Origin of the sequence: Pseudomonas sp. lyk4-R2A-10 (genome assembly GCF_030209075.1) — a bacterium.
In the GTDB taxonomy this organism is placed as follows: Bacteria; Pseudomonadota; Gammaproteobacteria; order Pseudomonadales; family Pseudomonadaceae; genus Aquipseudomonas; species Aquipseudomonas glycinae.
Window position 1 is genome coordinate 1 of sequence record NZ_JARVSR010000013.1, and the last position, 24,788, is coordinate 24,788.

The following is a 24,788-nucleotide window of genomic DNA, read 5'->3' on the forward strand; positions in this document are numbered from 1 at the left end:
GTGGGGCGAATTATAGAGACTCAGAATCTGCCGTCAACCCTTAATTTCGCTTTTCCTGAAAAACCTGCTTTTTACCCATCAAACGCGGGATCCGGCGGGTCAAGGGAGGAATACGCAGCGCCAAAAGGAAAACACCTATAAAGGCATAGATTGCCCACTCCTTAAGATCAGCACGCACAATCCACAACATATGCAGCAGTCCCAACCCCAGAATCACGTACACCAGCCGGTGCAACTTTTTCCAGCGCGTACCCAAACGACGCTGACTATATCGGTTGGAGGTAACCGCCAATGCCAGTAGCCCCAGAAAACCCAGAGCACCCACAATAATGTATGGACGCTTACGTAACTCGACACCCAGTTGCGACCAGTCAAAACCGAGGATGAACGCCATATAGCTGCAAAGATGCAGAACCACATAGGCGAAACACCAGAGCCCCAACTGCCGACGCACAGCAATCCACCCGGCCCAGCCGGTAATTTTCTGCAGCGGCGTCATACTCAGGGTGATCAACAGCAACACCAATGTCCCAAGTCCCAGCCGATCAACCAGGACTTTCCCGGGATCAGGCCCAAGCAGATCCGCAAAGGCCTGATAGAACCACAACAGCGGCCAGATCGCCGCAGCCAGGAAAACACCTACGCGCCAGATCGGATATCGCATCAGTAGTTCTTCCGCAAATCGAGCCCTGTATATAAAGAAGCGACCTCGTCCGCATAACCGTTGAACATCTGCGTATCACGCACATTCGGTTTGAACAGACTGTTAGGCAGTCGCCGCTCCCGCGCTTGAGTCCAACGAGGATGGTCGACCGTGGGGTTCACATTCGCATAGAACCCGTACTCATCCGCCGCAATGCTTTGCCAGGTTGTCTTCGGCTGCTCGCTGACCAGACTGATCCGCACGATGGATTTGACGCTCTTGAAGCCATACTTCCACGGCACCACCAGACGCAACGGCGCACCGTTCTGGTTTGGCAATTCACGGCCATACATACCCACCGCCAGAATCGCCAAGGGATTCATCGCCTCATCCAGACGCAAGCCTTCTACATATGGCCAATCGATCAAGGCAAATCCCGAACGCTGTCCGGGCATGCTCTTCGGATCCTGCAAGGTTTCGAAGCGAATGTATTTGGCATTGGAAGTGGGCTCAACCTGCTTCAACAACGCCGAAATGGGGAAACCGATCCAGGGAATCACCATCGACCACGCCTCGACACAACGAAGGCGATAGATACGCTCCTCCAACTGGTACGGTTTCATGAAGTCTTCCAGGGCATAACGCCCCGGTTTACCGACCTCCCCGTCCACGACAACACTCCACGGTTCGGTTTTCAACGAACCGGCATTGGCCGCCGGGTCGCCCTTGTCGGTGCCGAATTCATAGAAGTTGTTGTAATGGGTCGCGTCTTTGAAAGGTGTGATCGCCTCATCCTTGACGCTCACCGCGCCCCATTTGACAGAGGGCAGTTTCTCGGTGAACCAGGCGGGCGCCTTTCCGGCCTCGACATCGGCATAGCGGGCAGCCTCTTCGGCACTGGCCCAGCGCGGCAGACTGCTCATGGCCAAACCAGCCGCGGTCGCTCCGAGCAATTGCCGGCGAGAGAGATAAATGGATTCAGGCGTGACGTCCGACTCATGGCAATCGGACGCTTTGGGGACTTTGATCAGCATGGCAACTCCGCAGCTTTGGAGGACAGATGCACCATAGACTGCGGAGTATGAGGGAAATTACATCAATCGGCGTGTTTGTGACGACGAAGATGCAACAGATACTGCACCGGGCCCGAAGCGGCATAGGCGAGGAACACCAGCAGCAGAATGCGAGGCGGATCGCTGAACACCACAGCAAACACCAGCACCACTGCAAGGATCGCCACGAAAGGCACCCGCCCCTTCAGATCCAGCTCCTTGAAGCTGTTGTACTTGATGTTGCTGACCATCAGCATGCCGGCGGCCGCCACCATCAACGCGACCAAGAACGACATCTTCGAACCCTGGATCCCGTAATCGCTGAACGCCCAGACAATCCCCGCGACCACACCGGCAGCAGCCGGGCTGGCCAGGCCGATGAAGTAGCGCTTGTCGGCGGTACCCACCTGAGTGTTGAAGCGCGCCAGACGCAACGCCGCACCCGCCACATAGATGAAGGCAACCATCCAGCCGACCTTGCCCATGTCACCCAGCGCCCAGCCGAATGCCAGTAATGCCGGCGCGACACCAAAGGCGACCATGTCCGACAGCGAGTCGTACTCGGCGCCGAAGGCACTTTGGGTATTGGTCATGCGCGCTACGCGACCATCAAGACCGTCGAGCACCATGGCGACAAAAATCGCGATGGCGGCAAAGGCAAAGTACTTGCTCGCATTCGCCGAGTCACCGGCGCTCAACGCAGCCTGGGCACTCATCGAATTGATGATGGAATAGAACCCTGCGAACAGGTTCGCAGTGGTGAACAGATTTGGCAGAAGATAGATACCACGATGCCGGACTTTACGGCCTTCTGCGTCATGCCCTTCTTCGATGTGCTCATCGATGGGCAGCAGGCTTTCGGCGTCGGAAGCCTGGTTCGGCTCTTCGGGACGTTCGCTCATGGACAGTACCTTGCAACGGATTGGACATTTTCGACAGGTGTCTGGGACGACGGTTCGGCCACAAACGATGCAGCTTTATACCAGAACCGCACGCCCATACGAAAAAACGCGGCCGAGGCCGCGTTTTTTTCATACAAGGTTCGACGACTTAGTTTTTGGCTTTGTCGACGATCTTGTTGGCACCGATCCACGGCATCATGGAGCGCAGTTGCTCGCCGATGATTTCGATACCGTGAGCGGCGTTGTTACGACGCTTGGCGGTCATCGAAGGGTAGCCGGTTGCGCCTTCGCTGATGAACATTTTGGCGTATTCGCCGTCCTGAATACGTTTCAGGGCGTTGCGCATGGCCTGACGGGATTCGGCGTTGATCACTTCCGGACCCGTCACGTACTCGCCGTATTCAGCGTTGTTGGAGATCGAGTAGTTCATGTTGGCGATACCGCCTTCGTACATGAGGTCAACGATCAGTTTCAGTTCGTGCAGGCACTCGAAATAGGCCATTTCCGGCGCGTAGCCAGCTTCAACCAGGGTTTCGAAACCGGCTTTCACCAGCTCGACGGTACCGCCGCACAGAACGGCTTGTTCGCCGAACAGGTCGGTTTCGGTCTCGTCCTTGAAGGTAGTTTCGATGATGCCGGTACGACCGCCACCAACGCCAGCGGCGTAGGACAGCGCAACGTTCTTGGCGTTGCCCGAGGCGTCCTGGTAGATCGCGATCAGGTCAGGGATACCGCCGCCTTTCACGAACTCGGAACGCACGGTGTGGCCCGGGGCTTTTGGCGCGATCATGATCACGTCGAGGTCGGCACGCGGAACAACCTGGTTGTAGTGGATCGCGAAGCCGTGGGAGAAGGCCAGGGTGGCGCCTTTCTTGATGTTCGGCTCGATTTCGTTCTTGTACAGCTGGGACTGGAACTCGTCCGGGGTCAGGATCATGACCAGGTCGGCACCGGCAACAGCGGCAGCTACGTCGGTCACTTTCAGGCCGTGGGCTTCAGCCTTGGCAACGGTAGCCGAACCTTTACGCAGACCGACGGTAACGTCGACACCGGAATCTTTCAGGTTGCACGCCTGGGCGTGGCCTTGGGAGCCGTAACCGATAATGGCAACTTTCTTGCCCTGGATGATCGACAGGTCGCAGTCTTTATCGTAGAAAACTTTCATGAATTTCCCCTTTATATCCAGGCCGTTCAGGCCATTCGCTAATTTGGTTTAGATGCTGAGTACTTTGTCGCCGCGGGCAATACCGGTGACGCCACTGCGGACGGTCTCCAGAATCGATGCGGTGCCGATGGACTGAATGAAGCTGTCGAGCTTGTCGCTGGTACCGGTCAGTTGAACGGTATACACGCTGGCGCTGACGTCGACGATCTGTCCACGGTAAATATCGGTGGTGCGTTTGATCTCGGCGCGCTGAGCGCCAGTGGCCTTGACCTTGACCAGCATCAGTTCGCGCTCGATGTGAGCGCTTTCCGACAGGTCCACCAGCTTGACCACTTCGATCAGCTTGTTCAGGTTTTTGGTGATCTGCTCGATGATTTCATCGTGACCGACGGTGGTCAGCGTCAGACGCGACAGGGTCGGGTCTTCGGTTGGCGCCACGGTCAGGCTTTCGATGTTGTAGTTGCGCTGCGAGAACAGGCCGACTACGCGAGACAAAGCACCGGGTTCGTTTTCCAGAAGCAAGGAAATAATGTGCCGCATGATTAGGTACGCTCCGTCTTGCTCAGCCACATATCGCGCATGGAGCCGTCTTTGATCTGCATCGGATAGACGTGCTCGCTGGTGTCGACCGAAATGTCGATCACCACCAGGCGATCTTTCATGGCGAACGCCTCTTCCATCTTCGACTTCAAATCTTTCGATTCGGTGATGCGCACGCCGACGTGGCCATAGGCTTCAGCCAGCTTGACGAAGTCAGGCAAGGATTCCATGTAGGAGTGCGAGTGACGGCTGCCGTAACTCATGTCCTGCCACTGACGAACCATGCCCAGAACACCGTTGTTCAGGATGACGATCTTGACCGGCAAACCATATTGCAGGCAGGTCGACAGTTCCTGGATGTTCATCTGGATACTGCCTTCACCGGTGACGCACGCAACATCGGTGTCAGGGAAGCTCAAAGCGATACCCATCGCGGCCGGCAGACCAAAGCCCATCGTGCCCAGGCCACCGGAGTTGATCCAGCGGTTAGGCTTGTTGAACTTGTAGTACTGCGCAGCAAACATCTGGTGCTGGCCCACGTCCGAGGTCACAAAGGCATCGCCCTTGGTCACTTCGCACAGGGTCTCGATCACGGTCTGTGGCTTGATCTTGCTGCCGTCGCCCTTGTCGTAAGGGAACAGGCCACGATCACCGCGCCATTCATCAACCTGCTTCCACCAGCTGGCAACGGCTTCCTTGTTCGGGGTTTCGCCGATTTCCTTGAGGATCGCGACCATTTCGGTCAGGACGCTCTCCACCGGACCAACGATTGGCACGTCGGCCTTGATGGTCTTGGAAATCGAAGCCGGGTCGATGTCGATATGGATGATCTTGGCGTTCGGGCAAAACTTCGGCGCGCCGTTGATCACGCGATCGTCAAAACGCGCACCGACCGCCAGGATCACGTCGGCATGGTGCATCGCCAGGTTGGCGGTATAGCTGCCGTGCATGCCGAGCATGCCGATGAACTGACGATCAGTGCCAGGATAGGCACCCAGGCCCATCAAGGTATTGGTAACCGGCAGGTTGAGCATTTTTGCCAGTTCGGTCAGCGGCGCGGAGCCGTTGCCGAGGATCACGCCACCGCCGGAGTACAGCACGGGACGCTTGGCCGCCAGGAGCATTTCTGCCGCTTTGCGGATTTGCCCGGAGTGACCGCGAACGGCCGGGCTGTAGGAACGCAGTTTGGCTTTCTTCGGGAAGATGTATTCGAACTTCTCGGCCGGGTTGGTCATGTCTTTCGGGATATCGACCACGACCGGGCCCGGACGACCGGATTGCGCCAGGTAGAAGGCTTTCTTCATGACTTCCGGGATTTCCGAAGCGTGCTTGATCATGAAGCTGTGCTTCACGATCGGCCGTGAGATACCGATCATGTCGGTTTCCTGGAACGCATCGGTGCCGACCATGGTGCTTGGCACCTGACCGGAAATGATCACCATTGGAATCGAGTCCATATAGGCGGTGGCGATACCGGTGATGGCGTTTGTGGCGCCTGGACCGGAAGTCACCAATACCACGCCGGCTTTACCGGTGGCACGGGCGTAGCCGTCAGCCATATGGGTAGCCGCTTGTTCGTGGCGAACCAGGATGTGAGTCACTTCCGGCTCTTTGAACAGGGCATCGTAAACATGAAGGAGAGCACCACCCGGGTACCCGTAGATATATTTGACGCCTTCGTCACGCAAAAAGCGGACGAGCATCTCACCGCCAGATAAAAGCTCCACGTTGTTCACCTCTAAAACGCCAGAATACCGTCCACAAAAAAGCGAACGGGTCTTAATAGGTTTACTTCTCGGCAGAGCATGAGCGACGGTGGTCGCCGACTACGTCAGCACTGACTGAGCAAGTATTGGGATCGTCCCAAGTGTTGCGGGCCTTTCCCACCCAGCGCGAGGTAACGCGTTGCGGGTGTAACAGGTCGACGCGGATATGCGCCTCATGATCTGCCGAGAGGGTCTGCTTCTGGCAGTCCCTGTACAGCGGACTTTGGATTCTTCTGTTTCGCCCTCTGCAAGTCAAGCCGTCAATGTGCTTAATTGTGGGTAAGCACATGAGAACGCAAGAAAAAACCCGGAAACCGCTACTCTGTTAGCTTCAATTGCGCAGTTTTGCCAAGGAATCAGCATGCGAACGCTTCTCTTAACTCTGCTAATCAGCGTCAGCCCATGGTGTATGGCCGGTCAGATCTACAGATGGGTCGATGCCCAGGGGGTCACCCATTTCGATCAACAGCCACCACAAGGGCAGTCATCCACCGCCGTGAAGACGCCCTCCTCTACCGCACCCAAACCAGCGGCACTGCCTGGCAGCGGCGCGCTGGGCGATCAGAAAGCCATCGATGACAAGGTCAAGAAGCAAGTGGCGGAGCAGCAGAACCAACTCAAGGCATTTTGCGAACAGGCGCGAACGAATCTCGCGCAACTGCAGAACAATCCGCGCTTGAGGGAGGAAGTGGAGGGAGAATTGCGGCGGCTGAATGACGAGCAGCGCCAGCAACGTACTGAAGAGGCAAAGAAACAGATAGCGGAAAACTGCCAGTAACGACTGGCAGCTCCCGGTTCAGCGTGAAGCGGTGATCAGCAGGTCGAACTCTTTGAGCAACACCTGAAGCTGCCGATCCTTGCCCTGCAGATTGCGCTGGGCGAAGACCATCTCAGCCATTTCCTGAATGCCCGAGGCATTGGGCAATGGCAGATTCTGCTCAAGAATAATCTTCATCCGCGGCAGGAAGATCCATTGCAGCCACTGCTCGAAATCGAGGGTGTCGACCGAAAACGGCTCGACGCTGCTCAGGGCTTCGACCGAGGGCTGGACGTCATCCCACCAGCCCTGGGCGCGCAGTTCACGCTCGATCAACAGCAATTGATCGGCGACCTTGGAGAAACGACTGTCCATCACAGCGAAACCTTGGCCTTCTGACGGGCCAGAGTGGCGCCGGCGGAATCACCTTGCTTCTCACGTGCCTGAGCGATCAATTCCCACAGACTGGCCTGCAAGTCCGGACGACCATTGGCCATGGTCAGTGCGCGACGAGCGGTCTGCTCGGCTTGCGGCGCATCGCCCTGGGCCATGCGCACCTGCGCCAGACGGTAAAGCACTTGCGGCTCGCGCGGCGCTACACGCTGGGCGCGTTCCAGGCTGGAGGACGCACCATTGAGGTCGCCACCGGCCTGCTGCTGTTGCGCAGTGGTCAACAGTGCGAGAACCGGGCCGTCCAGCTGCTCATCGGCAGACAGACCGCCACCGCTGCTGGCCGAAGGAATGCCGCTCGGCGTCGAAGGCATGCTGTAACTGCCGGAGCTGATCGGCGCCGACTCGACCGGCGAAGGGTTATACGGCCCCGGCGTGATGCCACCGGACGCCGGGCCCGGAACGATTGGCGAAGTGCTGATCGGCGCCGAAGCCGCTGCGCCGCCCGGCACCATCACTACCACACCGGTATCGCCTTGCGGGATCGCCTGAGCCTGGGCCTGTGCAGGACGTTTCACCGTCGTTTGACGGAAACCGCCATTGGCCGAAATCCGCTCGCTGTTGGACACGGCGGTGCCGGAGTCCACAACCGGGATCGAACCACGCTGTACGGTGGAGCAGCCGCTGAGCAAAGCCACGGCGGTCACCGCTGGAATCAACCACTTGTTCACTTGAAACCCTCTTTGCTTAATTCATCCAGCCCTTGACCCAATCCATCACCGACTCGCCCGAGGCCGGGCTTTCGCCCGCGCAGGAGGCGCCGGGTGGCGGTTCGCTGCCGCGAATATACGGCATCTGCACGGCGCCCGGACAGTTGGCATCAGATCCCTGGCCGGTACGCGAATCGACCCAGGCCTGCACCACGTTATCCGGTTGCGGCATGTCCAGCGGCAGCGGATCGGCCTTGCGCATGAAGCTGGTCCAGACCTGCAACGCACCGGTGGCCCCGGTGAACGGCGTCTTGCCGTTGTCGTCGCGGCCGAGCCAGACCACCGCCAGCAGATCCTGGCTGAAGCCGGCGAACCAGCTGTCGCGCGAATCGTTACTGGTGCCGGTCTTGCCCGCCAGCGTCAGGGTTCTTGGCAACACGTTATAAACCGAACTGCCGGTGCCTTCACGCATGACCCGCTGCATGGCGTTCTGGATCAGATAGATCGAGGCCGGATCGAAACGCTGCTCGATCTGGAACGGATAACGCTTGAGCGGTTCGCCGTCGGCAGTCAGCACGCTGCGAATCCCGCGCATCGGCGTATTGAAACCACCGTTGGCAAGCGTTTGGTACATGGTCGCGACTTCAATCGGGGTCATTCCGCCCGCACCGAGCAGCATCGACGGGAACGCCGGAAACTCGCGGGTCACGCCCAGGCGACCCAGCGTCTTGAGGACATTCGGAACGCCAACCGCCAGACCGAGGCGCGAGGTCGACAGGTTGTAGGAATGTGCCAGCCCCTGATACAGGAACACCGTACCGTGGGAGCGGCGGTCATAGTTCTGCGGTTTCCAGACCTGACCATCCGCACCCTTGATTGAAAGCGGCTCGTCCGACAGCCAACTGGTCAACGTGTACTGGCTCGGCTTCTCCAGCGCCGTCAGATAAACCGCCGGTTTGATCAGCGAGCCAATCGGCCGCACCGCATCCAGTGCCCGGTTGAACCCGGCAAAACTCGCCTGACGGCTGCCGATCATGGCCTGGACTTCGCCGGTTTCCGGGTTGGTAACGACCATCGCCGCTTCCACGTCGTCGGAACCCTTGCGACCGGACAGGCGCTTGAAAGTGTCGTTGACCGACGCTTCGGCTTTCATCTGCAGAATCGGATCGAAGCTGGTGAAAATCCGCAGGCCTTCTTCGGTCAAGTCTTCGTCGCGGTAGTCTTCACGCAACTGGCGCTTGACCAGATCGATGAAACCCGGAAACGAACTGTCGGCCAGCTTGCCGCGCGTGGTTACGCCCAGCGGCATTTTCTTCGCGGCAGCCACTTGTTCGGCGGAAGCGACGCCCTGCTGTTCAAGCACGTCGAGCACCAGATTGCGTCGCTCCAGCGCCCGCTCCGGATTGCGGCGCGGGTTGTAATAGGACGGGCCTTTGACCATCCCGACCAACAGCGCGACCTGGTGCAGCTTCAGCTCGGACAAAGGCTGAGCAAAGAAGAACTGGCTGGCCAGACCGAAACCGTGCACCGCACGCTGACCGTCCTGACCGACAAAGACTTCGTTGAGGTAAGCCTCGAGGATTTCCTTTTTGTCGTAATGCAGCTCGAGCAGCATCGCCATCATCGCTTCGGTGAGCTTGCGGGTCAGGCTGCGTTCGTTGGTGAGGTAGAAGTTCTTGACCAGTTGCTGGGTCAGCGTACTGCCGCCCTGAGTCATCTTGCCGCCCGAAGTGTTGACCCAGACGGCGCGGGCAATCGATTTCGGCGATACGCCCCAGTGGCTGTAGAAATCCCGGTCTTCCACGGCGACCAGGGTTTCCAGCAGATACGGCGGCACCTGATCGAGCTTGATCAGAATCCGGTCTTCAAGGTTTTTCGGGTAGATACCGCCGATCATCAGCGGCTCCAGGCGCACCACGGAAAGCTTCGAACCGTTGGTCGCCGAGAGTTCGGCCACGTAATCGCCGGAGAAACGCACGCGCACCGGCTGCGGTTTCTCGAGGCCTTCATAGAACTGGAAGCCACGGGTGTTCAGATCAACCGTGTTGCCATTGACCGCCGCCGCGCCGGGACCGTTGCTCACAGCTTCGCGGCGATAGCCCAAGGCATCGAGTTCGGTGAGGAAATCGTCCTTGCTCAGCTTTTGTCCGACGAACAGCTCGAGCGGACGCGCGTATACCTTGGCCGGGATGGTCCAGCGCTTGCCGGAGAACTTCTCCTGCACCACCGCATCGAGGTAAACGGCGAAGCCGGCCAGCACCACAAGGCCGACCAGACTGAGTTTAAGGGCCCAGCCCAACCATGGGCGCAGGCCCCGGGAAGCTGGTTTTTTAGGGGTACGGGGGGATCGAGTACGAGTCATGGCGGCGGATTATACGCACTTTATTCATACTCAACAGGAGCGCTCCGAGGTTTGCGTCGGGCTGGCGAGCGGCCATAATGAGCGCCTTGAACTTCCCCCAGTCTCTGAAGGATCGTCCGTGAGCCAGTCCCTGATCGCTGCCCTGCAAAACCCGGCCCTCTACCCGCATCCCGTCGAAGGGTTCCAGGTCATCGAAACCCATATCTCGTGGGTACTGCTCACCGGTCCCTACGCCTATAAAGTGAAGAAACCGGTGAACTTCGGTTTCCTCGACTTCACCAGCCTCGAATCCCGTGAGCACTTCTGCGGTGAAGAGCTGCGCCTGAACCAGCGCCTGACCGAAGATTTGTATCTGGAAGTGATTCCAGTGACCGGCAGCGCCGAAGCCCCGCAACTGGGTGGCGACGGCCCGGCCATCGAGTACGTGCTGAAAATGCGTCAGTTCCCGCAGTCCGGCCTGCTCAGCACCCTGCAAGCCAACGGCGAGCTGACCACCGCGCACATCGACGCGATGGCCGAGCAAATCGCCCGCTTCCACCTCAACGCGCCGAAAGTCCCGGCCGAGCACGATGCCGGCACGCCTGAAAGCGTGATGGCGCCGGTACGCCAGAACTTCGAACAGATCCTGCCGTTCCTCAGCGACAAGAACGATCTGCTGCAACTCGACGCTCTGCAAGCATGGGCTGAAAGCAGCTTCGATCGCCTCAAGCCGCTGTTCGCCCAACGCAAGACCGACGGTTTCACTCGCGAATGCCACGGTGACATTCACCTGGGCAACGCCACGCTGATCGACGGCAAGGTCGTGATCTTCGACTGCATCGAATTCAACGAACCGTTCCGCTTCACCGACGTATGGGCCGACACCGGCTTCCTGGCGATGGACCTTGAAGACCGTGGCCTGAAATCCCTGGCCCGTCGTTTCATCAGCCAATACCTGGAACTGACCGGCGACTATCAAGGCCTGGAAGTGCTGAACTTCTACAAAGCGTACCGTGCGCTGGTGCGTGCGAAAGTCGCACTGTTCAGCATGCCGGCCGACGCGACACCGGTGCAGCGCGCCACCACCCTGCGCCAGTACCGCAACTACGCCAACCTGGCGGAAAGCTACAGCACCATTCCTTCGCGCTTCATGGCGATCACCCATGGCGTTTCCGCTGTCGGTAAAAGCCACGTTGCCATGCGTCTGGTCGAAGCACTGGGCGCGATCCGCCTGCGTTCCGATGTCGAGCGCAAGCGCCTGTTCGGTGAGCAAACCGTTGCCAATGATGTTCAGGCCGGGATCTACAGCACCGACGCCAGCACTGCAACCTATGCGCGTCTGCATGAAATTGCCGAAGTGATTTTGCACGCCGGTTTCCCGGTGGTGATCGATGCCACTTACCTCAAGCGCGAACAACGCGACAACGCCGCCAAAGTCGCTGAAGCCACTGGCACGCCTTTCCTGATCCTTGACTGCAACGCTCCGCAGGCAGTGATCGAGAGCTGGCTGGCGATTCGTCAGGCAGACAAAAAGGATCCGTCCGACGCGACCCTTGCCGTGATCGAAGCACAACAGGCCAACCGCGAAGCCCTGACGCCGGAAGAAATCCTGCGCAGCAAACGCGTGCAGACCAATGAGTCCGGCACCCTGGACACCGTTGTGGCGCAGATCCGCCAGCGCCTGCCAGGTCTGTAAGAAACTATTTCGGCCGTGAAGCCCTCGCCCGCTTCACGGCCGTCAAATAGTGGCACTATACTGGCGTCATAAAACCAACAGGTGATTTGACATGAGCCAGCCGAAACTTCTCGACACCCCGCTTTATGCCTTGCTGCACAAAGACGACATCACAGGTTTCAACAATGAACGCCCGAAAGACGGCCCGATCGACATGGTGGGCGGTGACTTTCGCGGCCTCGACCTGCGCGAACTGAACGCCGATGGCGTGGACTTCCGGGACGCCTACTTCCGTTCCGCCGACCTGCGCGGCATCGACTTTCGCAACGCTTCGCTGGAAGGCGCGAGCCTGGCTCATGCGCAGATCTCCGGGGCCTACTTCCCGCCGGAGCTGAGTGCGGACGAAATCCTGATGTCGATGAATTTCGGTACGCGCCTGCGTTATCGCACTCGCTGAGTCTCGGCCCCCCCCAAACTCGTCCAGCGCCCCCGCTTTGCGCTGGACTGCGTGCCATTCGTAATCCTCCCTCGCCCTCCTCCCGTTATTCATCAGCAAAAACTGACGTTTCTTAGAAGCGTTTGCGTTGAATCCGACCAAACAACCACGCTTTTCCTACTGATGGCTACACTCCTGAGAAGCTCGCCCACGCACCATTCGGCCGTCGCAAGGAGGCTTGATGAATGATGAACTGCAACACCTGAAGAATCTTGGCAAGACGTCGGCGCAATGGCTGCATGCCGTGGGCATCCATAGCGCCTCGGATCTGCGTCGCCTGGGCGCGGTGGATGCCTACCGGGCCGTGCGCACTCGCGGGTTTCGGGCGTCGAAGGTGTTGTTGTACGCGATCGAAGGGGCGCTGATGGATGTGCACTGGAACGACATTCCCGCCGAACGCAAGGATGCTTTGAACAAGCAGCTCGAAGCCATTTCCTCTCGCCACAAGAACTGACGGGCACTGACCGCCATGTACCTGCTCGGGGAACAATCGGCCCAGGCCGATGCACTGATCAACCACTTGCAGAGCTTGCCTGCGCAATGGCTCGAAGGCCTGGCGCCGTGCGGGCTGGCCCTGGAACTGGAAGCCACGGATGATCTGTTGGCACGTTTGCCGGACGACCATTTGTTCTTACTCACGCAGGGTGTCATCACCGGCCGGCTGGGTGGACGTGGTCTGTTCTATTGGCATGAGGGCGATTTGATCGGCCTGCAACAGGGTCCGGAATGGGCGGATTGCACGCTGTACTCAGACAACCCGCTGACATTACTGCCCTATCGCCGAAGCGATTTGTTTCAACATGTGTATGGAGAAACCTCGCGCTCTGAGCAATTTCTGCGCTATCTGCTCGGACAAATGGCACTACTGGCGCACGCGGTAGCCGAGTTCAAGCCGCGTGAGTTTCGCAGCACCAATGGTTTCAAGCGGGTCGACGCCGGAGACATTCTGATCCGCGAGGGCGATGACGCCGACCATGTGTTCGTGATTATCGAAGGACACGCCGAAGCGTTTGTTAATGGGCACAAGGTAGGCGATGTGCCCAAGGATGAGATCTTCGGCGCAATGGCTGTATTCACTGGCGAACCGCGCAACGCAACGGTCATTGCCCGGGAAGCGAGCACGGTGATGCTGATTCCCGGCGATCAGTTTCTGAGCATGACCCGCACCAATCCGAAAATCGCCCACAGCCTGATCGAAAGCATGGCGCGGCGTATCGACCAGCTCAACAAGCAGCTCACGGGATTTAACAGCCAGACCTGACGCCGGTATTCACGGGGCGTTTACGCCATTGCCGGGACAAAACGACAGAAATGAAAAAACAGCAGTTGACTTGGTAATGAGAATCGCTATGATTATCACAACTGATCGCGAGATCAGTCGATATTCTGAAAAGCCCTTGGTTCGGACTCTCAGATTATCTCCTCATCAGGCTAATCACGGTTATTTGACCCGGTTTTTACCGGGTCTTTTTTTGCCTGTGGAAAAGTCATTTCTTGCCGAACTGCTTACGCATCTCGGCGCAATAATCCGGTTTCGGCTTGGTCGCTGTGAACCAGACATAATCAGCCATCGCCGCCGTAATCTGACTGCCCTGCTCCGCCAGCATCAGCACCGTCGGCGCCTCGGGCGCGCCCAGATCCAGCACATGCAGCGGCACCCCCACGTCCTTGCGCGCGTGATAAGCACCCGCCAACAACAAGGCAGGCGCGGGGGCCGCCAATAAACGCGATGCCATTCGCCGATCCCGTTGCTGCTGAACAGCCAGCATCGCCGGCATTTGTGCTGACGGCAGCAAGCCGCAGTGAGAATCGCCGATCTGCTCCAACAGCGTTTCTTTCACAAATTTAGCGTTGCTGCGCTCCCCGCTCAGAACCGGAGGATCGCGATAGAACGCGCGAATTTCGATGTTATCGAGGTTGGCTGCCAGCAACGGCCAGGATTGCGTCAGGGCGAACCGCACAATCGGGCCGTAGAGATTCCAGTCCCAACCGTCCTGCCAGGCCAATGCAGCAGGGAGATCGGCAGGTAGCGTTGCGGCATGGCGCACGTCATCAACCCGCGACTGTTGATCGGGCGTCAGCATTTCCAGCAGAAGACTGCCTTGGGGGCGCTTTTCTTCGAGGTTCTGCAACAACCACAATTGAAGGGCATGGTGATCGGCGTTGTCATGCTGCTCGCCAATAATCACCCGCGCCGGTCTGCTCAGTTGCGTCAGTAATTGCTGCGCCGTCAGACGCTCGCCGCTTCGCAAATCACGGATCTCGCCCACGACCGGCGGCGCCGCAACATGCTGGCAACCCGCAAGCCACAACACCGCCAACAGCAAAATCCCGCGCATACCCTCACCCTCGATGATGAAATCAGCGGGCGATGATCAGCGGATGCCCGCGCTCCGGGTGCGTTTGCACCAGCACTTCCAGACCGAAAACCGCCTTCAGCGATTCCGGGCGCAAGACCTGCTGCGGTGTATCCAGTGCGACCGGCCGGCCGCCCTCCAGCAGCAGGATGCGATCACAATAACGCGCCGCCAGATTCAGATCATGCAGGATCACCAGCACCGCCGCGCCGCGATCGGCAAATTCGCGCACCGCTTGCAGCGTCGTGTGTTGATGCAACGGATCGAGCATCGAGGTCGGCTCATCAAGCAGCAGAGTCTGCCCCGCCTGCCCCGGCCAAAGTTGCGCCAGCACCCGCGCCAGATGCACCCGCTGACGCTCGCCGCCGGACAAGGCCAGATAACTGCGGCCACTCAGGTGTCCGGCATCGGCGGCCCGTAATGCGGCAGCGACGATCTGGTCATCGCGCACCCGTCCGCTCTGATAAGGCAGACGCCCCATGCCGACCACTTCTTCGACAGGAAAGGCAAAGTCCAGCGTCGATACCTGTGGCAACACCGCCAGCCGCTGGGCACGCTGAGAACCACTCCAATGGCTCAAGGCCTCACCGTCCAGCAGCACTTCCCCGTCGCTGGCACTCAACTCTCCGCAAAGCGCACTGAGCAAGGTACTTTTACCGGCGCCGTTCGGCCCCAGTACACCCAGCACTTCTCCCGGTTCGAGTTGCAGGCTGACGTCGGCCAGAACGGTCTTGCGGCCACGGCGGATGTGCAGGTTGTGCGCACGCAGCATCAGACACGCCCTCGCAGCAACAGATAAAGGAAGAACGGCGCACCGATGAACGCGGTGACGATGCCAATCGGCAGCTCCGCCGGTGCCAGCGCCAGCCGCGCCACCAGATCAGCCAACAGCAACAGACTGGCTCCGGCCAGCACCGATGCCGGCAGCAACACCCGGTGATCCGGCCCCACGAGCAAGCGCACCAGATGTGGCACCACCAGCCCGACAAAACCGATCATGCCCGCCGCGGCCACTGCCGCACCGACGCCCAGCGCCGTGCAGAACACCAGCTCACGCTTGAGCCGTTCGACATCGATTCCCAGATGCCCGGCTTCCGATTCGCCGAGCAGCAACGCATTGAGCGCCTTCGCCCGACGTGGAAGCCAAAGCGCAACACCGGCGGTGATGATCAGCAGCGGCCACAACCGCGCGTAACTTGCGCCGTTGAGGCTGCCCAGGTTCCAGAACGTCAACGTGCGCAATGTCGCGTCGTCGGCCAGATAGGTAAACAGCCCCACTGCCGAACCGGCCAGCGCCGTCAGGGCAATCCCCGCCAGCAACATGGTCGCCACATTGGTCTGCCCGTTACGGCGGCCGAGTCGATAGACCAGCGCAGTTACGCCAAGGCCACCGAGAAACGCGCAAACCGACAGCAGATAAGGCCCGAACCACTCTGGCAGTCCGCCAAAAAACGAACCACCGACAATCGCCACCGCCGCGCCCAACGCCGCGCCGCTCGAGACGCCAACCAAACCTGGATCCGCCAGCGGATTGCGAAACAGCCCCTGCATCGCCACCCCGGACAGCGCCAGCACACCGCCAACTGCCAACCCGAGCAGCGTACGCGGCAGACGAATCTGCCCGAGAATCAGTTCAGACTGCTCCAGCCCGTCCGGCGCCAGCGGCACACCGATCATGCGCAGGGCAGCGCGCAAGGTATCGAACAACGGCAGACTCACCGGCCCCAACGCCAGCGACAGCCAGATCGCCAGCAGACACAGCAGGATCAGGCCGATGAACAAATCGCGGGGTTTGACCAGCGTGGTCATTGGCTGCTCTGGGCCGGATAGAAACCGTCAGACAGGGTCTTCAGCGCAGCCGGCAAACGCGGCCCGAGCCCGCCGACCAGCAGCGTCGGGTCCAGTTCCAGCACCCGGCCGGTCTTGGCGGCACGGCTGGAATTGAGGATCGGGTTTTCCTTGAACAGCGCCGCTTTCGCCGCCTCGCCGGTCAGCGCACGGTCAGCGAACACCAGCACTTCAGGATCGAGACTGGCCAGGGACTCCACGGAAAATGGCTTGTAACCGGTGTGGGTCGCAAGGTTATGCCCGCCCGCCTGTTGCAGCAGCCAATCGGCAGCGGTGTCTTTGCCGGCGATCAGCGGCTTGCCGCCGGCATGTCCGAGCAGCAACAGCACGCCCGGCGCTTTCTGTTGGGTCTGGGCCTGCGCTACACGAGCCTTTTGCGTATCGAGTTGCTGTTGATAACTTTGCAGCAATTGCGCGGCCTGGCTTTCGGCGCCCAGCAACTGCCCCAGATGAGTGACATTTTTCTCCAGTGTCGGCAGATCCGGCTGAGCCGAGAACAATTCCACCCGCACCTTGGCGCTGCGCACCTGCGAGATCACTGGCGGCGGGCCCATTTCTTCGGTGCCGATGAGGATGTCCGGTCGCAGGCTGAGAATGCCTTCGGCCGACAGGCTGCGCTGGTAGCCGATGCTCGGCAGCGACTTCAGGGACTGCGGATGCTGGCTGGTGGTGTCGACCCCCACCAGTTTGGCTTCACCCCCCAGTGCACTCACCCACTCCGACAAGGCGCCGCCAGCGCTGACCCAACGTTGCGGCAACTCGGCCGCTGCAGCCTGGTGGCTGACCCAAAGTCCGACACACAGCACGGCAACGCGGGTACTCAGGCGCATAGACAGCTTCCTTGAAAGGTTTTCCCGGGCATCGGAACGGCAGGCCAAGTATCCTCGGCAGCGCTCACCTCGCCACGGGCGAAGGCGGCCATTTGATAATTGTTTGCATTTGAACGTCAAGCTCGGACATATCCGGACACGAGCCGACACTTGAGGATAACCATGAAGTTTCTTTGCGCGGGTGCCGATCTGATTGAAGGCGGCAGTCGCGGTTTCGATATCGACGGGAAAAAACTGTTGGCCGTGCGCCGCGCGGGGCAGGCTTACGTCTATCTCAATCGCTGCCCACATCGGGGCGTCGGCCTGGAATGGCACACCGACCAGTTTCTCGACCCGAGCAACAGCCTGATCCAGTGCGCGACCCACGGCGCACTGTTTCTGATCGAGGACGGAGAATGCGTCGCCGGCCCCTGCACCGGGCAATCGCTGACGGCCATCCCTTGCCGTGAAGACGCGCAAGGGCTGTGGATCGATGTCTAACCGTTGAGCAGCACGTCCAGCCGCCGGTCGATCACCATCTCTTCATGGCTCAACCGCACGCCGTACGCCAGGACTTCGACCCCGCACGCCACCGCCTCACGCAGCGCAGCGGCGTAGGCGAAGTCGATTTCCTCGGCTGGACGCACCGCCTCGACTCCCGTGAGATTGACGCAGTACAACTGCACCGCACGAATCCCGTCCCGCGCCAGATGCGCCAGCTCACGCAAATGCTTGGCGCCGCGCTCTGTCACCGCATCGGGAAACGCCGCCACTGCCGTTCCGTCGAAACCCAGCGTGACACTCTTCACTTCCACGTAGGCCGGGCCCGTCGGATAGTCGAGGCGAAAATCGATCCGACTCTTTTCCTGTCCATACGCCACTTCGCGCTTGAGCCCGGTGAAACCGTTCAACTCATTGATGACACCCGCCTGCAAGGCTTCTTCGACCAGTGCGTTGGCGCGTCCGGTATTCACGCAAAACAGCCGGCCCTGCGGGGTTTCGCCGACTTCCCAGGTACCGGGCAGCTTGCGCTTCGGATCATTGGAGCGGCTGAACCAGACCTGCCCGCCCTCGACCTGGCAATTGAGCATCGAGCCGGTATTGGGGCAATGAATGGTCAGCAACTCGCCGCCAACGGTTTCGATATCGGCGAGAAAACGCTTGTAACGCCGGATCAACCGGCCTTCTTCAAGAGGAGGATGAAAGCGCATCAGCCTTGCCAGCTCTTCAAGCCACGGGCGATACGCTCTACCGCTTCCTGTAGGCGTGGGAGGTTTTGCGTGTAGGCAAAGCGCACGTGATGACCGGCCTGATAGCGACCGAAATCCAGCCCCGGCGTGAACGCGACATGTTCGGTTTCAAGGAAATGCCGGCAGAACGCGAAGGCATCGCCGCCGAACTGGCTGATATCGGCATACAAATAGAACGCACCTTCTGGCTCCACGGCAATGTTGAAGCCCAGCTCCCGCAGTGCCGGCAGCAGGAAGTCACGGCGACGGCCGAATTCGGCGCGGCGCTCTTCGAGAATCGCGATGGTGTCGGGCTCGAAACAGGCCAGCGCCGCATGTTGGGCCATGCTTGGCGCACTGATATAGAGGTTCTGCGCGAGTTTTTCCAGTTCACTGACCGCCGCATCCGGCGCCACCAGCCAGCCGAGACGCCATCCGGTCATGCCGAAATATTTGGAGAAACTGTTGAGGACAAAGGCGCTGTCGTCCACTTCCAGCACACTGGCGGCGTCGGTGCCGTAAGTCAGGCCGTGGTAGATCTCGTCCACCACCAGATGCCCGTGACGCGCCTTGATGGCTGTGGATAACCCGGACAGTTCATCGCGGGTCAGAATCGTACCGGTCGGGTTGGCCGGCGAAGCGACCAGCGCACCGACGCTGTCGTGATCCCAGTGGCGCGCCACCAGGTCCGGCGTCAGTTGATAACGCACGTCCGGGCCAACCGGCACAAGCTGCGCCGCGCCTTCGACCAAACGCAGAAAGTGTCGGTTGCAAGGGTAGCCGGGGTCGGCCAGCAGCCAGTGCTTGCCCGGATCCACCAGCAACGCGCTGGCCAGCAGTAACGCGCCGGAACCACCGGGGGTGATGAGAATCCGGCGCGGATCGATGTTCAGGCCGTAGCGCGTCTGATAGAAGCCGGAAATCGCCTCGCGCAGTTCGGGAATGCCACGGGCTGCGGTGTAACGGGTTTTCCCGGCTGTCAGGGCTTGCTGGCCGGCGCGGATGATCGGTTCGGCGGTAGTGAAGTCCGGTTCGCCGATTTCCAGGTGGATCACGTCGTGGCCGGCGGCCTGCAATTCATTGGCCCGCGCCAGCAACGCCATGACATGGAACGGTTCGATCGCACGACTGCGCGCACTGTAGGGCTGAGCCATTGGCCTTCCTTCAACGAGGGAAAAGAAACGATTCTACCCATCTGCCGGAACGAGCGAGAACCCGCAGCGGTCACAGCCACAAGAACACTGGACTGTAACGACCCGAGCGTACGCTCCAGGATTGACTAAAATCAGTGATTGAGCAGGTCTGCAACATCACCGGGCATGGCTTGGCAAACATTTGCAAGCCCCAACGGCCACGCGCTCGACATCCGGGAGTAGCGCGGGCCGAATTGATCTGGTAAGTTCGCCCGCTTGCAGCCGCAGGGCCGGCAGGTGTCGGTGATGGAGCAATCCTGCGCAATGGATTACAAGAGTAGAGGCGGTCCATTTCATGCCCACCCAAGCAAAGCAACAGGCAAGTCAGACACTCAGCGGTTTCGAACCCTACGTCCCGAAAGCGGGCGAAGAGTACATGGGCGCTCCAATGCGCGCGCACTTCACCAAGATCCTGACCAAGTGGAAACTGGACTTGATGCAGGAAGTCGACCGCACTGTTGATCACATGAAAGACGAAGCGGCCAACTTTCCTGATCCGGCCGACCGTGCCAGCCAGGAAGAAGAGTTCGCCCTAGAGCTGCGCGCCCGCGACCGCGAGCGCAAACTGATCAAGAAGATCGACAAGACCCTGCAACTGATCGAAGACGAAGAGTACGGCTGGTGCGACTCTTGCGGCATCGAGATCGGCGTCAAGCGCCTCGAGGCCCGTCCGACTGCCGACATGTGCGTCGACTGCAAGAACCTGGCGGAAATCAAGGAAAAGCAGGTCGGTAAATAATCCCGGCCTGAACGAAAAACGGAGCGTGCGAACGCTCCGTTTTTGTTTCTGCCATTTTTTACTCTTCAAGTAACATCGCCCTCATGACTGCCAACTCCTCCCCCGCCTACATTGGCCGCTTTGCCCCGACCCCCAGCGGGCACCTGCACTTCGGTTCGCTGGTTGCCGCCCTGGCCTCTTATCTGGACGCACGCTCGGTGGGCGGCCGCTGGCTGGTGCGCATGGAAGACCTCGATCCGCCTCGCGAAGAGCCGGGCGCGCAAGCGGCGATACTCAAGACACTGGAAAGCTACGGTTTCGAATGGGACGGCGAAATGGTTCGCCAGAGCGATCGGCACGAAGCCTACGCGCAAGTGCTCGACAGCCTGTTCAATCACGGCCTCGCCTACGCCTGCACCTGCTCGCGCAAACAACTGGAGCCGTACCACGGCATTTATCCAGGACTGTGCCGCAATGCCGGCCACGGTCAGGAAGACGCCGCGATCCGTCTTCGCGTGCCAGAGCTCGAATACCACTTCATCGACCGGGTGCAGGGCGAATACCGCCAGCATCTGGGCCGCGACGTGGGTGATTTCGTGATCCGCCGCCGCGACGGCCTCTACGCCTACCAACTGGCGGTGGTGCTCGACGACGCCTGGCAGGGCATCACCGACATCGTGCGCGGCGCCGATCTGCTCGACTCCACGCCGCGCCAGCTCTATCTGCAGGAGTTGCTCGGCCTGCGCCAACCGCGCTATCTGCATCTGCCACTGATTACCCAGCCGGACGGCAACAAGCTCGGCAAGTCATACCGCTCGCCACCGCTTGAAGCCGATCAGGCCACGCCATTGCTGCTGCGGGCCTTGCGTGCACTGGGGCAAAACCCGGGGCACGAACTGGTCCACGCCTCGCCGCAGGAACTGTTGAACTGGGGCAGCGCCCACTGGGATGCCTTGAAAATCCCGCGCACACTGACCCTGCCCGAAGCGCAACTGCTGTGACGACACTTGCAGTGGCGCGCCCATCCGTTACCATCGCCGCACGTTTTCGGGCACGCGCATAAAAAAGAGAGGCCGGGATGTACATCTATCGCTTGGTCCTGCTTCTGGTCGTGGGGATCTATCTGTTTTCTCCCGCCATCATGGATTGGTGGATCGACGCTACGGGCGCCTGGTATCGCCCTTATCTGCTCTGGCTGATCCTGATTGTCGTGACCTTCATCCTGCAGAGCCAAAAAGATGCCGATGAGCTTTAGCCTGACCCAGATGCTGCTGATCAGCGCCGCCTACCTGGCCGCGTTGTTCGGCGTGGCCTGGATCAGTGAACGGGGCATGATCCCGCGGGCGATCATTCGCCATCCGTTGACCTACACCCTGTCGCTGGGGGTCTACGCCAGTGCATGGGCGTTCTACGGTACGGTGGGTCTGGCCTATCAGTACGGCTACGGTTTTCTGTCCAGTTATCTCGGGGTATCCGGCGCGTTTCTGCTGGCGCCGGTGCTGCTGTATCCGATCCTCAAGATCACCCGCACTTATCAACTGTCGTCGCTGGCAGACCTGTTCGCCTTTCGCTTTCGCAGCACCTGGGCCGGTGCGCTGACCACGATTTTCATGCTGATCGGCGTACTGCCGTTGCTGGCGTTGCAGATCCAGGCCGTGGCCGACTCCATCGGCATCCTCACCGGCGAACCGGTGCAGAATCGCGTGGCCCTGGCGTTCTGTGCGCTGATCATCCTGTTCACGATCTTCTTCGGCTCGCGCCACATCGCCACCCGTGAAAAGCACGAAGGGCTGGTATTCGCGATTGCCTTCGAATCGGTGATCAAACTGGCGGCCCTCGGCGGCGTTGGCCTCTACGCGCTGTACGGCGTATTCGACGGCCCGCAACAGCTTGAACTGTGGCTGCTGCAGAATCAGACCGCCCTCGCCGCTCTGCACACACCGTTGCAGGAAGGCCCGTGGCGCACGTTGCTGCTGGTGTTTTTCGCCTCGGCGATCGTGATGCCGCACATGTATCACATGACCTTCACCGAAAACCTCAACCCGCGCTCGCTGGTCAGCGCGAGCTGGGGCCTGCCGCTGTTCCTGCTGTTGATGAGCCTGGCCGTGCCGCTGATTCTCTGGGCCGGCCTGAAACTCGGCGCCACCACCAATCCGGAATACTTCACCCTCGGCATCGGTATCGCCGCCAACAGCAAGTCGCTGGCGTTGCTGGCCTATGTCGGCGGATTGTCGGCGGCCAGCGGCCTGATCATCGTCACCACGCTGGCGCTGTCGGGCATGGCCCTGAACCACCTGGTGCTGCCGCTCTACCAGCCACCGGCCGAGGGCAATATCTATCGCTGGCTGAAATGGACCCGCCGGGCGCTGATCGTCGCGATCATCATGGCCGGTTTCTGCTTCTACCTGATGCTCGGCGCCGAGCAGGACCTGGCCAACCTCGGCATCGTCGCCTTCGTCGCGACCCTGCAATTCCTGCCGGGCGTGCTGTCGGTGCTGTACTGGCCGACCGCCAATCGCCGCGGCTTTATCGCTGGTCTGCTGGCGGGGATCGTGGTGTGGGTCGTGACCATGCTGTTGCCGCTGGTCGGCAATCTGCAGGGTTTCTATATTCCGTTACTGAACATGATCTACGTACTGGACGACACCAGCTGGCACATGGCGGCCATCGCCTCGCTGGCGGCCAACGTCCTGATGTTCACCCTGATTTCGTTGTTCACCAATGCCAGCCCCGAAGAGGCCAGCGCCGCCGAAGCTTGCGCTGTGGATAACGTACGCCGTCCGCAGCGCCGCGAATTGCACGCCGCTTCTCCGCAGGAGTTCGCCACGCAACTGGCCAAGCCACTGGGTGCCAAGGCTGCGCAGAAAGAAGTCGAACAGGCCCTGCGCGACCTTTATCTGCCGTTCGACGAGCGCCGCCCCTATGCATTGCGCCGCCTGCGTGACCGGATCGAAGCCAACCTCTCCGGCCTGATGGGCCCGAGCGTCGCCCAGGACATGGTGGAAACCTTCCTGCCGTACAAGGCCGGCGGCGAAAACTACGTCACCGAAGACATCCATTTCATCGAAAGCCGCCTCGAGGATTACCACTCGCGCCTGACCGGTCTGGCGGCCGAGCTCGACGCCTTGCGCCGCTACCACCGCCAGACCCTGCAGGAACTGCCGATGGGCGTCTGCTCGCTGGCCAAGGATCAGGAGATCCTGATGTGGAACAAGGCCATGGAAGAACTGACCGGGATTGCCGCGCAACGGGTGGTCGGCTCGCGCCTGAGCACCATCGCCAATCCGTGGAAAGATCTGCTGCAAGGCTTCATCCACCTGCCCGACGAGCACTTGCACAAGCAGCACCTGGCCCTCGACGGCCAGACCCGCTGGCTGAACCTGCACAAGGCGGCCATCGACGAGCCCCTAGCACCGGGCAATAGCGGCCTGGTGCTGCTGGTGGAAGACCTGACCGAAACCCAGATGCTCGAAGACAAACTGGTGCACTCCGAGCGCCTGGCCAGCATCGGTCGCCTCGCGGCGGGTGTTGCCCACGAAATCGGCAACCCGATCACCGGTATCGCCTGTCTCGCGCAAAACCTGCGCGAAGAGCGCGAAGACGATGGTGAGCTGACGGAAATCAGCGGCCAGATCCTCGAACAGACCAAACGCGTGTCACGCATCGTCCAGTCGTTGATGAGTTTCGCCCACGCCGGCAGCCATCAGCACAGCGACGAGCCCGTCTGTCTGGCGGAAGTCGCCCAGGACGCCATCGGCCTGCTGGCCCTCAACCGGCGCAATTTCGAAGTGCAGTTCTACAACCTGTGCGATCCCGATCACTGGGTCGAAGGCGATCCGCAGCGGCTCGCCCAGGTGCTCATCAATCTGCTCTCCAACGCCCGTGACGCCTCGCCTGCCGGCAGTGCGGTGCGGGTCAAGAGCGAAGCCGGCGAACACACGGTCGATCTGATCGTCGAAGACGAAGGCAGCGGAATTCCGTCGAGCATCATGGATCGATTGTTCGAACCCTTCTTCACCACCAAGGATCCTGGCGAAGGCACCGGTCTGGGCCTTGCACTGGTCTATTCCATCGTTGAAGAGCATTATGGACAAATCACCATCGACAGCCCGGCTGATGTTCAGAGCCAGCGCGGCACCCGTATCCGGGTGACATTGCCGCGCCATGTCGAAGCGACGTCCGCTGTGAACTGAGACC

The 24,788-nt window shown here is 60.2% G+C and carries 25 protein-coding genes; 10 read left to right on the forward strand and 15 right to left on the reverse strand.

The features are described 5' to 3' along the window. Positions 1–40: 40 nt before the first annotated feature. The 6 genes from msrQ to QRN46_RS23620 all read right to left on the reverse strand — a co-directional run bounded on the left by msrQ (position 41) and on the right by QRN46_RS23620 (position 6,029). Positions 41–664 (reverse strand): protein-methionine-sulfoxide reductase heme-binding subunit MsrQ, encoded by a 624-nt coding sequence (msrQ, locus tag QRN46_RS23595; protein ID WP_221615868.1) that lies wholly within the window; start codon positions 662–664, stop codon positions 41–43. Beyond that, on the reverse strand, positions 664–1,677 hold the full coding sequence (gene msrP / locus QRN46_RS23600; RefSeq protein WP_221615869.1) for a protein-methionine-sulfoxide reductase catalytic subunit MsrP: 1,014 nt from the start codon (positions 1,675–1,677) through the stop codon (positions 664–666). The genes msrQ and msrP overlap by 1 nt, the downstream gene beginning before the upstream one ends. A gap of 62 nt (positions 1,678–1,739) precedes the next feature. Then, positions 1,740–2,597 carry a CDP-diacylglycerol--serine O-phosphatidyltransferase gene (gene pssA, locus QRN46_RS23605; protein WP_285357606.1) on the reverse strand — a complete coding sequence of 286 codons (858 nt, stop codon included), beginning with the start codon at positions 2,595–2,597 and terminating at the stop codon, positions 1,740–1,742. A gap of 148 nt (positions 2,598–2,745) precedes the next feature. After that, entirely contained in the window at positions 2,746–3,762 is a 1,017-nt protein-coding gene (gene ilvC / locus QRN46_RS23610) for a ketol-acid reductoisomerase (protein WP_007959661.1), read from the reverse strand. 48 nt (positions 3,763–3,810) lie between these two features. Next, positions 3,811–4,302 (reverse strand): acetolactate synthase small subunit, encoded by a 492-nt coding sequence (gene ilvN / locus QRN46_RS23615; RefSeq protein ID WP_003205610.1) that lies wholly within the window; start codon positions 4,300–4,302, stop codon positions 3,811–3,813. Positions 4,303–4,304: 2 nt separating this feature from the next. Then, complete coding sequence (locus tag QRN46_RS23620) at positions 4,305–6,029, reverse strand: acetolactate synthase 3 large subunit (protein WP_011335952.1); 1,725 nt, start codon at positions 6,027–6,029, stop codon at positions 4,305–4,307. A 400-nt stretch (positions 6,030–6,429) separates the two neighbouring features. Between QRN46_RS23620 and QRN46_RS23625 the strand changes: the two genes are divergently transcribed. After that, positions 6,430–6,846 carry a DUF4124 domain-containing protein gene (locus QRN46_RS23625; protein WP_011335953.1) on the forward strand — a complete coding sequence of 139 codons (417 nt, stop codon included), beginning with the start codon at positions 6,430–6,432 and terminating at the stop codon, positions 6,844–6,846. Positions 6,847–6,864: 18 nt separating this feature from the next. Here QRN46_RS23625 and QRN46_RS23630 read toward each other — a convergent pair whose 3' ends face one another. The 3 genes from QRN46_RS23630 to mrcB are packed head-to-tail and all read right to left on the reverse strand — an operon-like array spanning position 6,865 to position 10,287. After that, the gene (locus tag QRN46_RS23630; protein WP_011335954.1) at positions 6,865–7,200 is read right to left on the reverse strand and encodes a YqcC family protein; all 336 of its coding nucleotides are present in this window, start codon (positions 7,198–7,200) and stop codon (positions 6,865–6,867) included. Next, positions 7,200–7,946, reverse strand: coding sequence for a tetratricopeptide repeat protein (locus tag QRN46_RS23635; RefSeq protein WP_011335955.1), 747 nt, complete (start codon positions 7,944–7,946; stop codon positions 7,200–7,202). The genes QRN46_RS23630 and QRN46_RS23635 overlap by 1 nt, the downstream gene beginning before the upstream one ends. 16 nt (positions 7,947–7,962) lie before the next feature. After that, entirely contained in the window at positions 7,963–10,287 is a 2,325-nt protein-coding gene (gene mrcB, locus QRN46_RS23640; RefSeq protein ID WP_011335956.1) for a penicillin-binding protein 1B, read from the reverse strand. 118 nt (positions 10,288–10,405) lie between these two features. On the opposite strand from mrcB, the gene QRN46_RS23645 reads away from it, so the two are divergent. The 4 genes from QRN46_RS23645 to QRN46_RS23660 all read left to right on the forward strand — a co-directional run bounded on the left by QRN46_RS23645 (position 10,406) and on the right by QRN46_RS23660 (position 13,698). Beyond that, complete coding sequence (locus QRN46_RS23645; RefSeq protein ID WP_011335957.1) at positions 10,406–11,962, forward strand: bifunctional aminoglycoside phosphotransferase/ATP-binding protein; 1,557 nt, start codon at positions 10,406–10,408, stop codon at positions 11,960–11,962. A gap of 91 nt (positions 11,963–12,053) precedes the next feature. Further along, on the forward strand, positions 12,054–12,398 hold the full coding sequence (locus QRN46_RS23650) for a pentapeptide repeat-containing protein (RefSeq protein WP_007959639.1): 345 nt from the start codon (positions 12,054–12,056) through the stop codon (positions 12,396–12,398). 220 nt (positions 12,399–12,618) lie between these two features. Then, positions 12,619–12,891, forward strand: coding sequence for a TfoX/Sxy family protein (locus tag QRN46_RS23655; protein WP_003228231.1), 273 nt, complete (start codon positions 12,619–12,621; stop codon positions 12,889–12,891). A 15-nt stretch (positions 12,892–12,906) separates the two neighbouring features. Further along, positions 12,907–13,698, forward strand: coding sequence for a Crp/Fnr family transcriptional regulator (locus QRN46_RS23660; RefSeq protein ID WP_285357607.1), 792 nt, complete (start codon positions 12,907–12,909; stop codon positions 13,696–13,698). Positions 13,699–13,924: 226 nt separating this feature from the next. Here QRN46_RS23660 and QRN46_RS23665 read toward each other — a convergent pair whose 3' ends face one another. Genes QRN46_RS23665 through QRN46_RS23680 form a run of 4 tightly spaced genes read right to left on the reverse strand, consistent with a single transcriptional unit; the run spans position 13,925 to position 17,472 of the window. After that, complete coding sequence (locus QRN46_RS23665; protein ID WP_285357608.1) at positions 13,925–14,776, reverse strand: ChaN family lipoprotein; 852 nt, start codon at positions 14,774–14,776, stop codon at positions 13,925–13,927. A 22-nt stretch (positions 14,777–14,798) separates the two neighbouring features. After that, on the reverse strand, positions 14,799–15,566 hold the full coding sequence (locus tag QRN46_RS23670; protein WP_285357609.1) for a heme ABC transporter ATP-binding protein: 768 nt from the start codon (positions 15,564–15,566) through the stop codon (positions 14,799–14,801). Beyond that, on the reverse strand, positions 15,566–16,549 hold the full coding sequence (locus tag QRN46_RS23675) for a FecCD family ABC transporter permease (protein WP_285357945.1): 984 nt from the start codon (positions 16,547–16,549) through the stop codon (positions 15,566–15,568). Before QRN46_RS23675 ends, QRN46_RS23670 begins: the two co-directional genes overlap by 1 nt. Positions 16,550–16,599: 50 nt before the next feature. Next, positions 16,600–17,472: a heme/hemin ABC transporter substrate-binding protein gene (locus QRN46_RS23680; RefSeq protein WP_285357610.1), complete on the reverse strand. Its 873-nt coding sequence runs from the start codon at positions 17,470–17,472 to the stop codon at positions 16,600–16,602. Between the two features lie 162 nt (positions 17,473–17,634). Here QRN46_RS23680 and QRN46_RS23685 point away from each other — a divergent pair, with 162 nt between their 5' ends. Continuing rightward, a complete protein-coding gene (locus tag QRN46_RS23685; RefSeq protein WP_221615870.1) occupies positions 17,635–17,952 on the forward strand; it encodes a Rieske (2Fe-2S) protein in 318 nt (105 codons plus the stop codon). On the opposite strand, the gene sfsA is transcribed toward QRN46_RS23685, so the two are convergent. Next, positions 17,949–18,662 carry a DNA/RNA nuclease SfsA gene (gene sfsA / locus QRN46_RS23690; protein ID WP_011335964.1) on the reverse strand — a complete coding sequence of 238 codons (714 nt, stop codon included), beginning with the start codon at positions 18,660–18,662 and terminating at the stop codon, positions 17,949–17,951. The genes QRN46_RS23685 and sfsA overlap by 4 nt on opposite strands. Beyond that, positions 18,662–19,834, reverse strand: a complete 1,173-nt coding sequence (locus tag QRN46_RS23695; protein ID WP_011335965.1) for a pyridoxal phosphate-dependent aminotransferase — start codon at positions 19,832–19,834, stop codon at positions 18,662–18,664. Before QRN46_RS23695 ends, sfsA begins: the two co-directional genes overlap by 1 nt. Positions 19,835–20,168: 334 nt before the next feature. On the opposite strand from QRN46_RS23695, the gene dksA reads away from it, so the two are divergent. The 4 genes from dksA to QRN46_RS23715 all read left to right on the forward strand — a co-directional run bounded on the left by dksA (position 20,169) and on the right by QRN46_RS23715 (position 24,784). Next, positions 20,169–20,612: an RNA polymerase-binding protein DksA gene (dksA, locus tag QRN46_RS23700; RefSeq protein ID WP_007959616.1), complete on the forward strand. Its 444-nt coding sequence runs from the start codon at positions 20,169–20,171 to the stop codon at positions 20,610–20,612. Positions 20,613–20,695: 83 nt separating this feature from the next. Further along, on the forward strand, positions 20,696–21,592 hold the full coding sequence (gene gluQRS / locus QRN46_RS23705; protein WP_285357611.1) for a tRNA glutamyl-Q(34) synthetase GluQRS: 897 nt from the start codon (positions 20,696–20,698) through the stop codon (positions 21,590–21,592). 77 nt (positions 21,593–21,669) lie between these two features. Further along, positions 21,670–21,846, forward strand: a complete 177-nt coding sequence (locus tag QRN46_RS23710) for a hypothetical protein (protein WP_003176118.1) — start codon at positions 21,670–21,672, stop codon at positions 21,844–21,846. Further along, positions 21,830–24,784 carry a sensor histidine kinase gene (locus QRN46_RS23715; RefSeq protein ID WP_181457900.1) on the forward strand — a complete coding sequence of 985 codons (2,955 nt, stop codon included), beginning with the start codon at positions 21,830–21,832 and terminating at the stop codon, positions 24,782–24,784. Before QRN46_RS23710 ends, QRN46_RS23715 begins: the two co-directional genes overlap by 17 nt. Positions 24,785–24,788 lie beyond the last annotated feature (4 nt).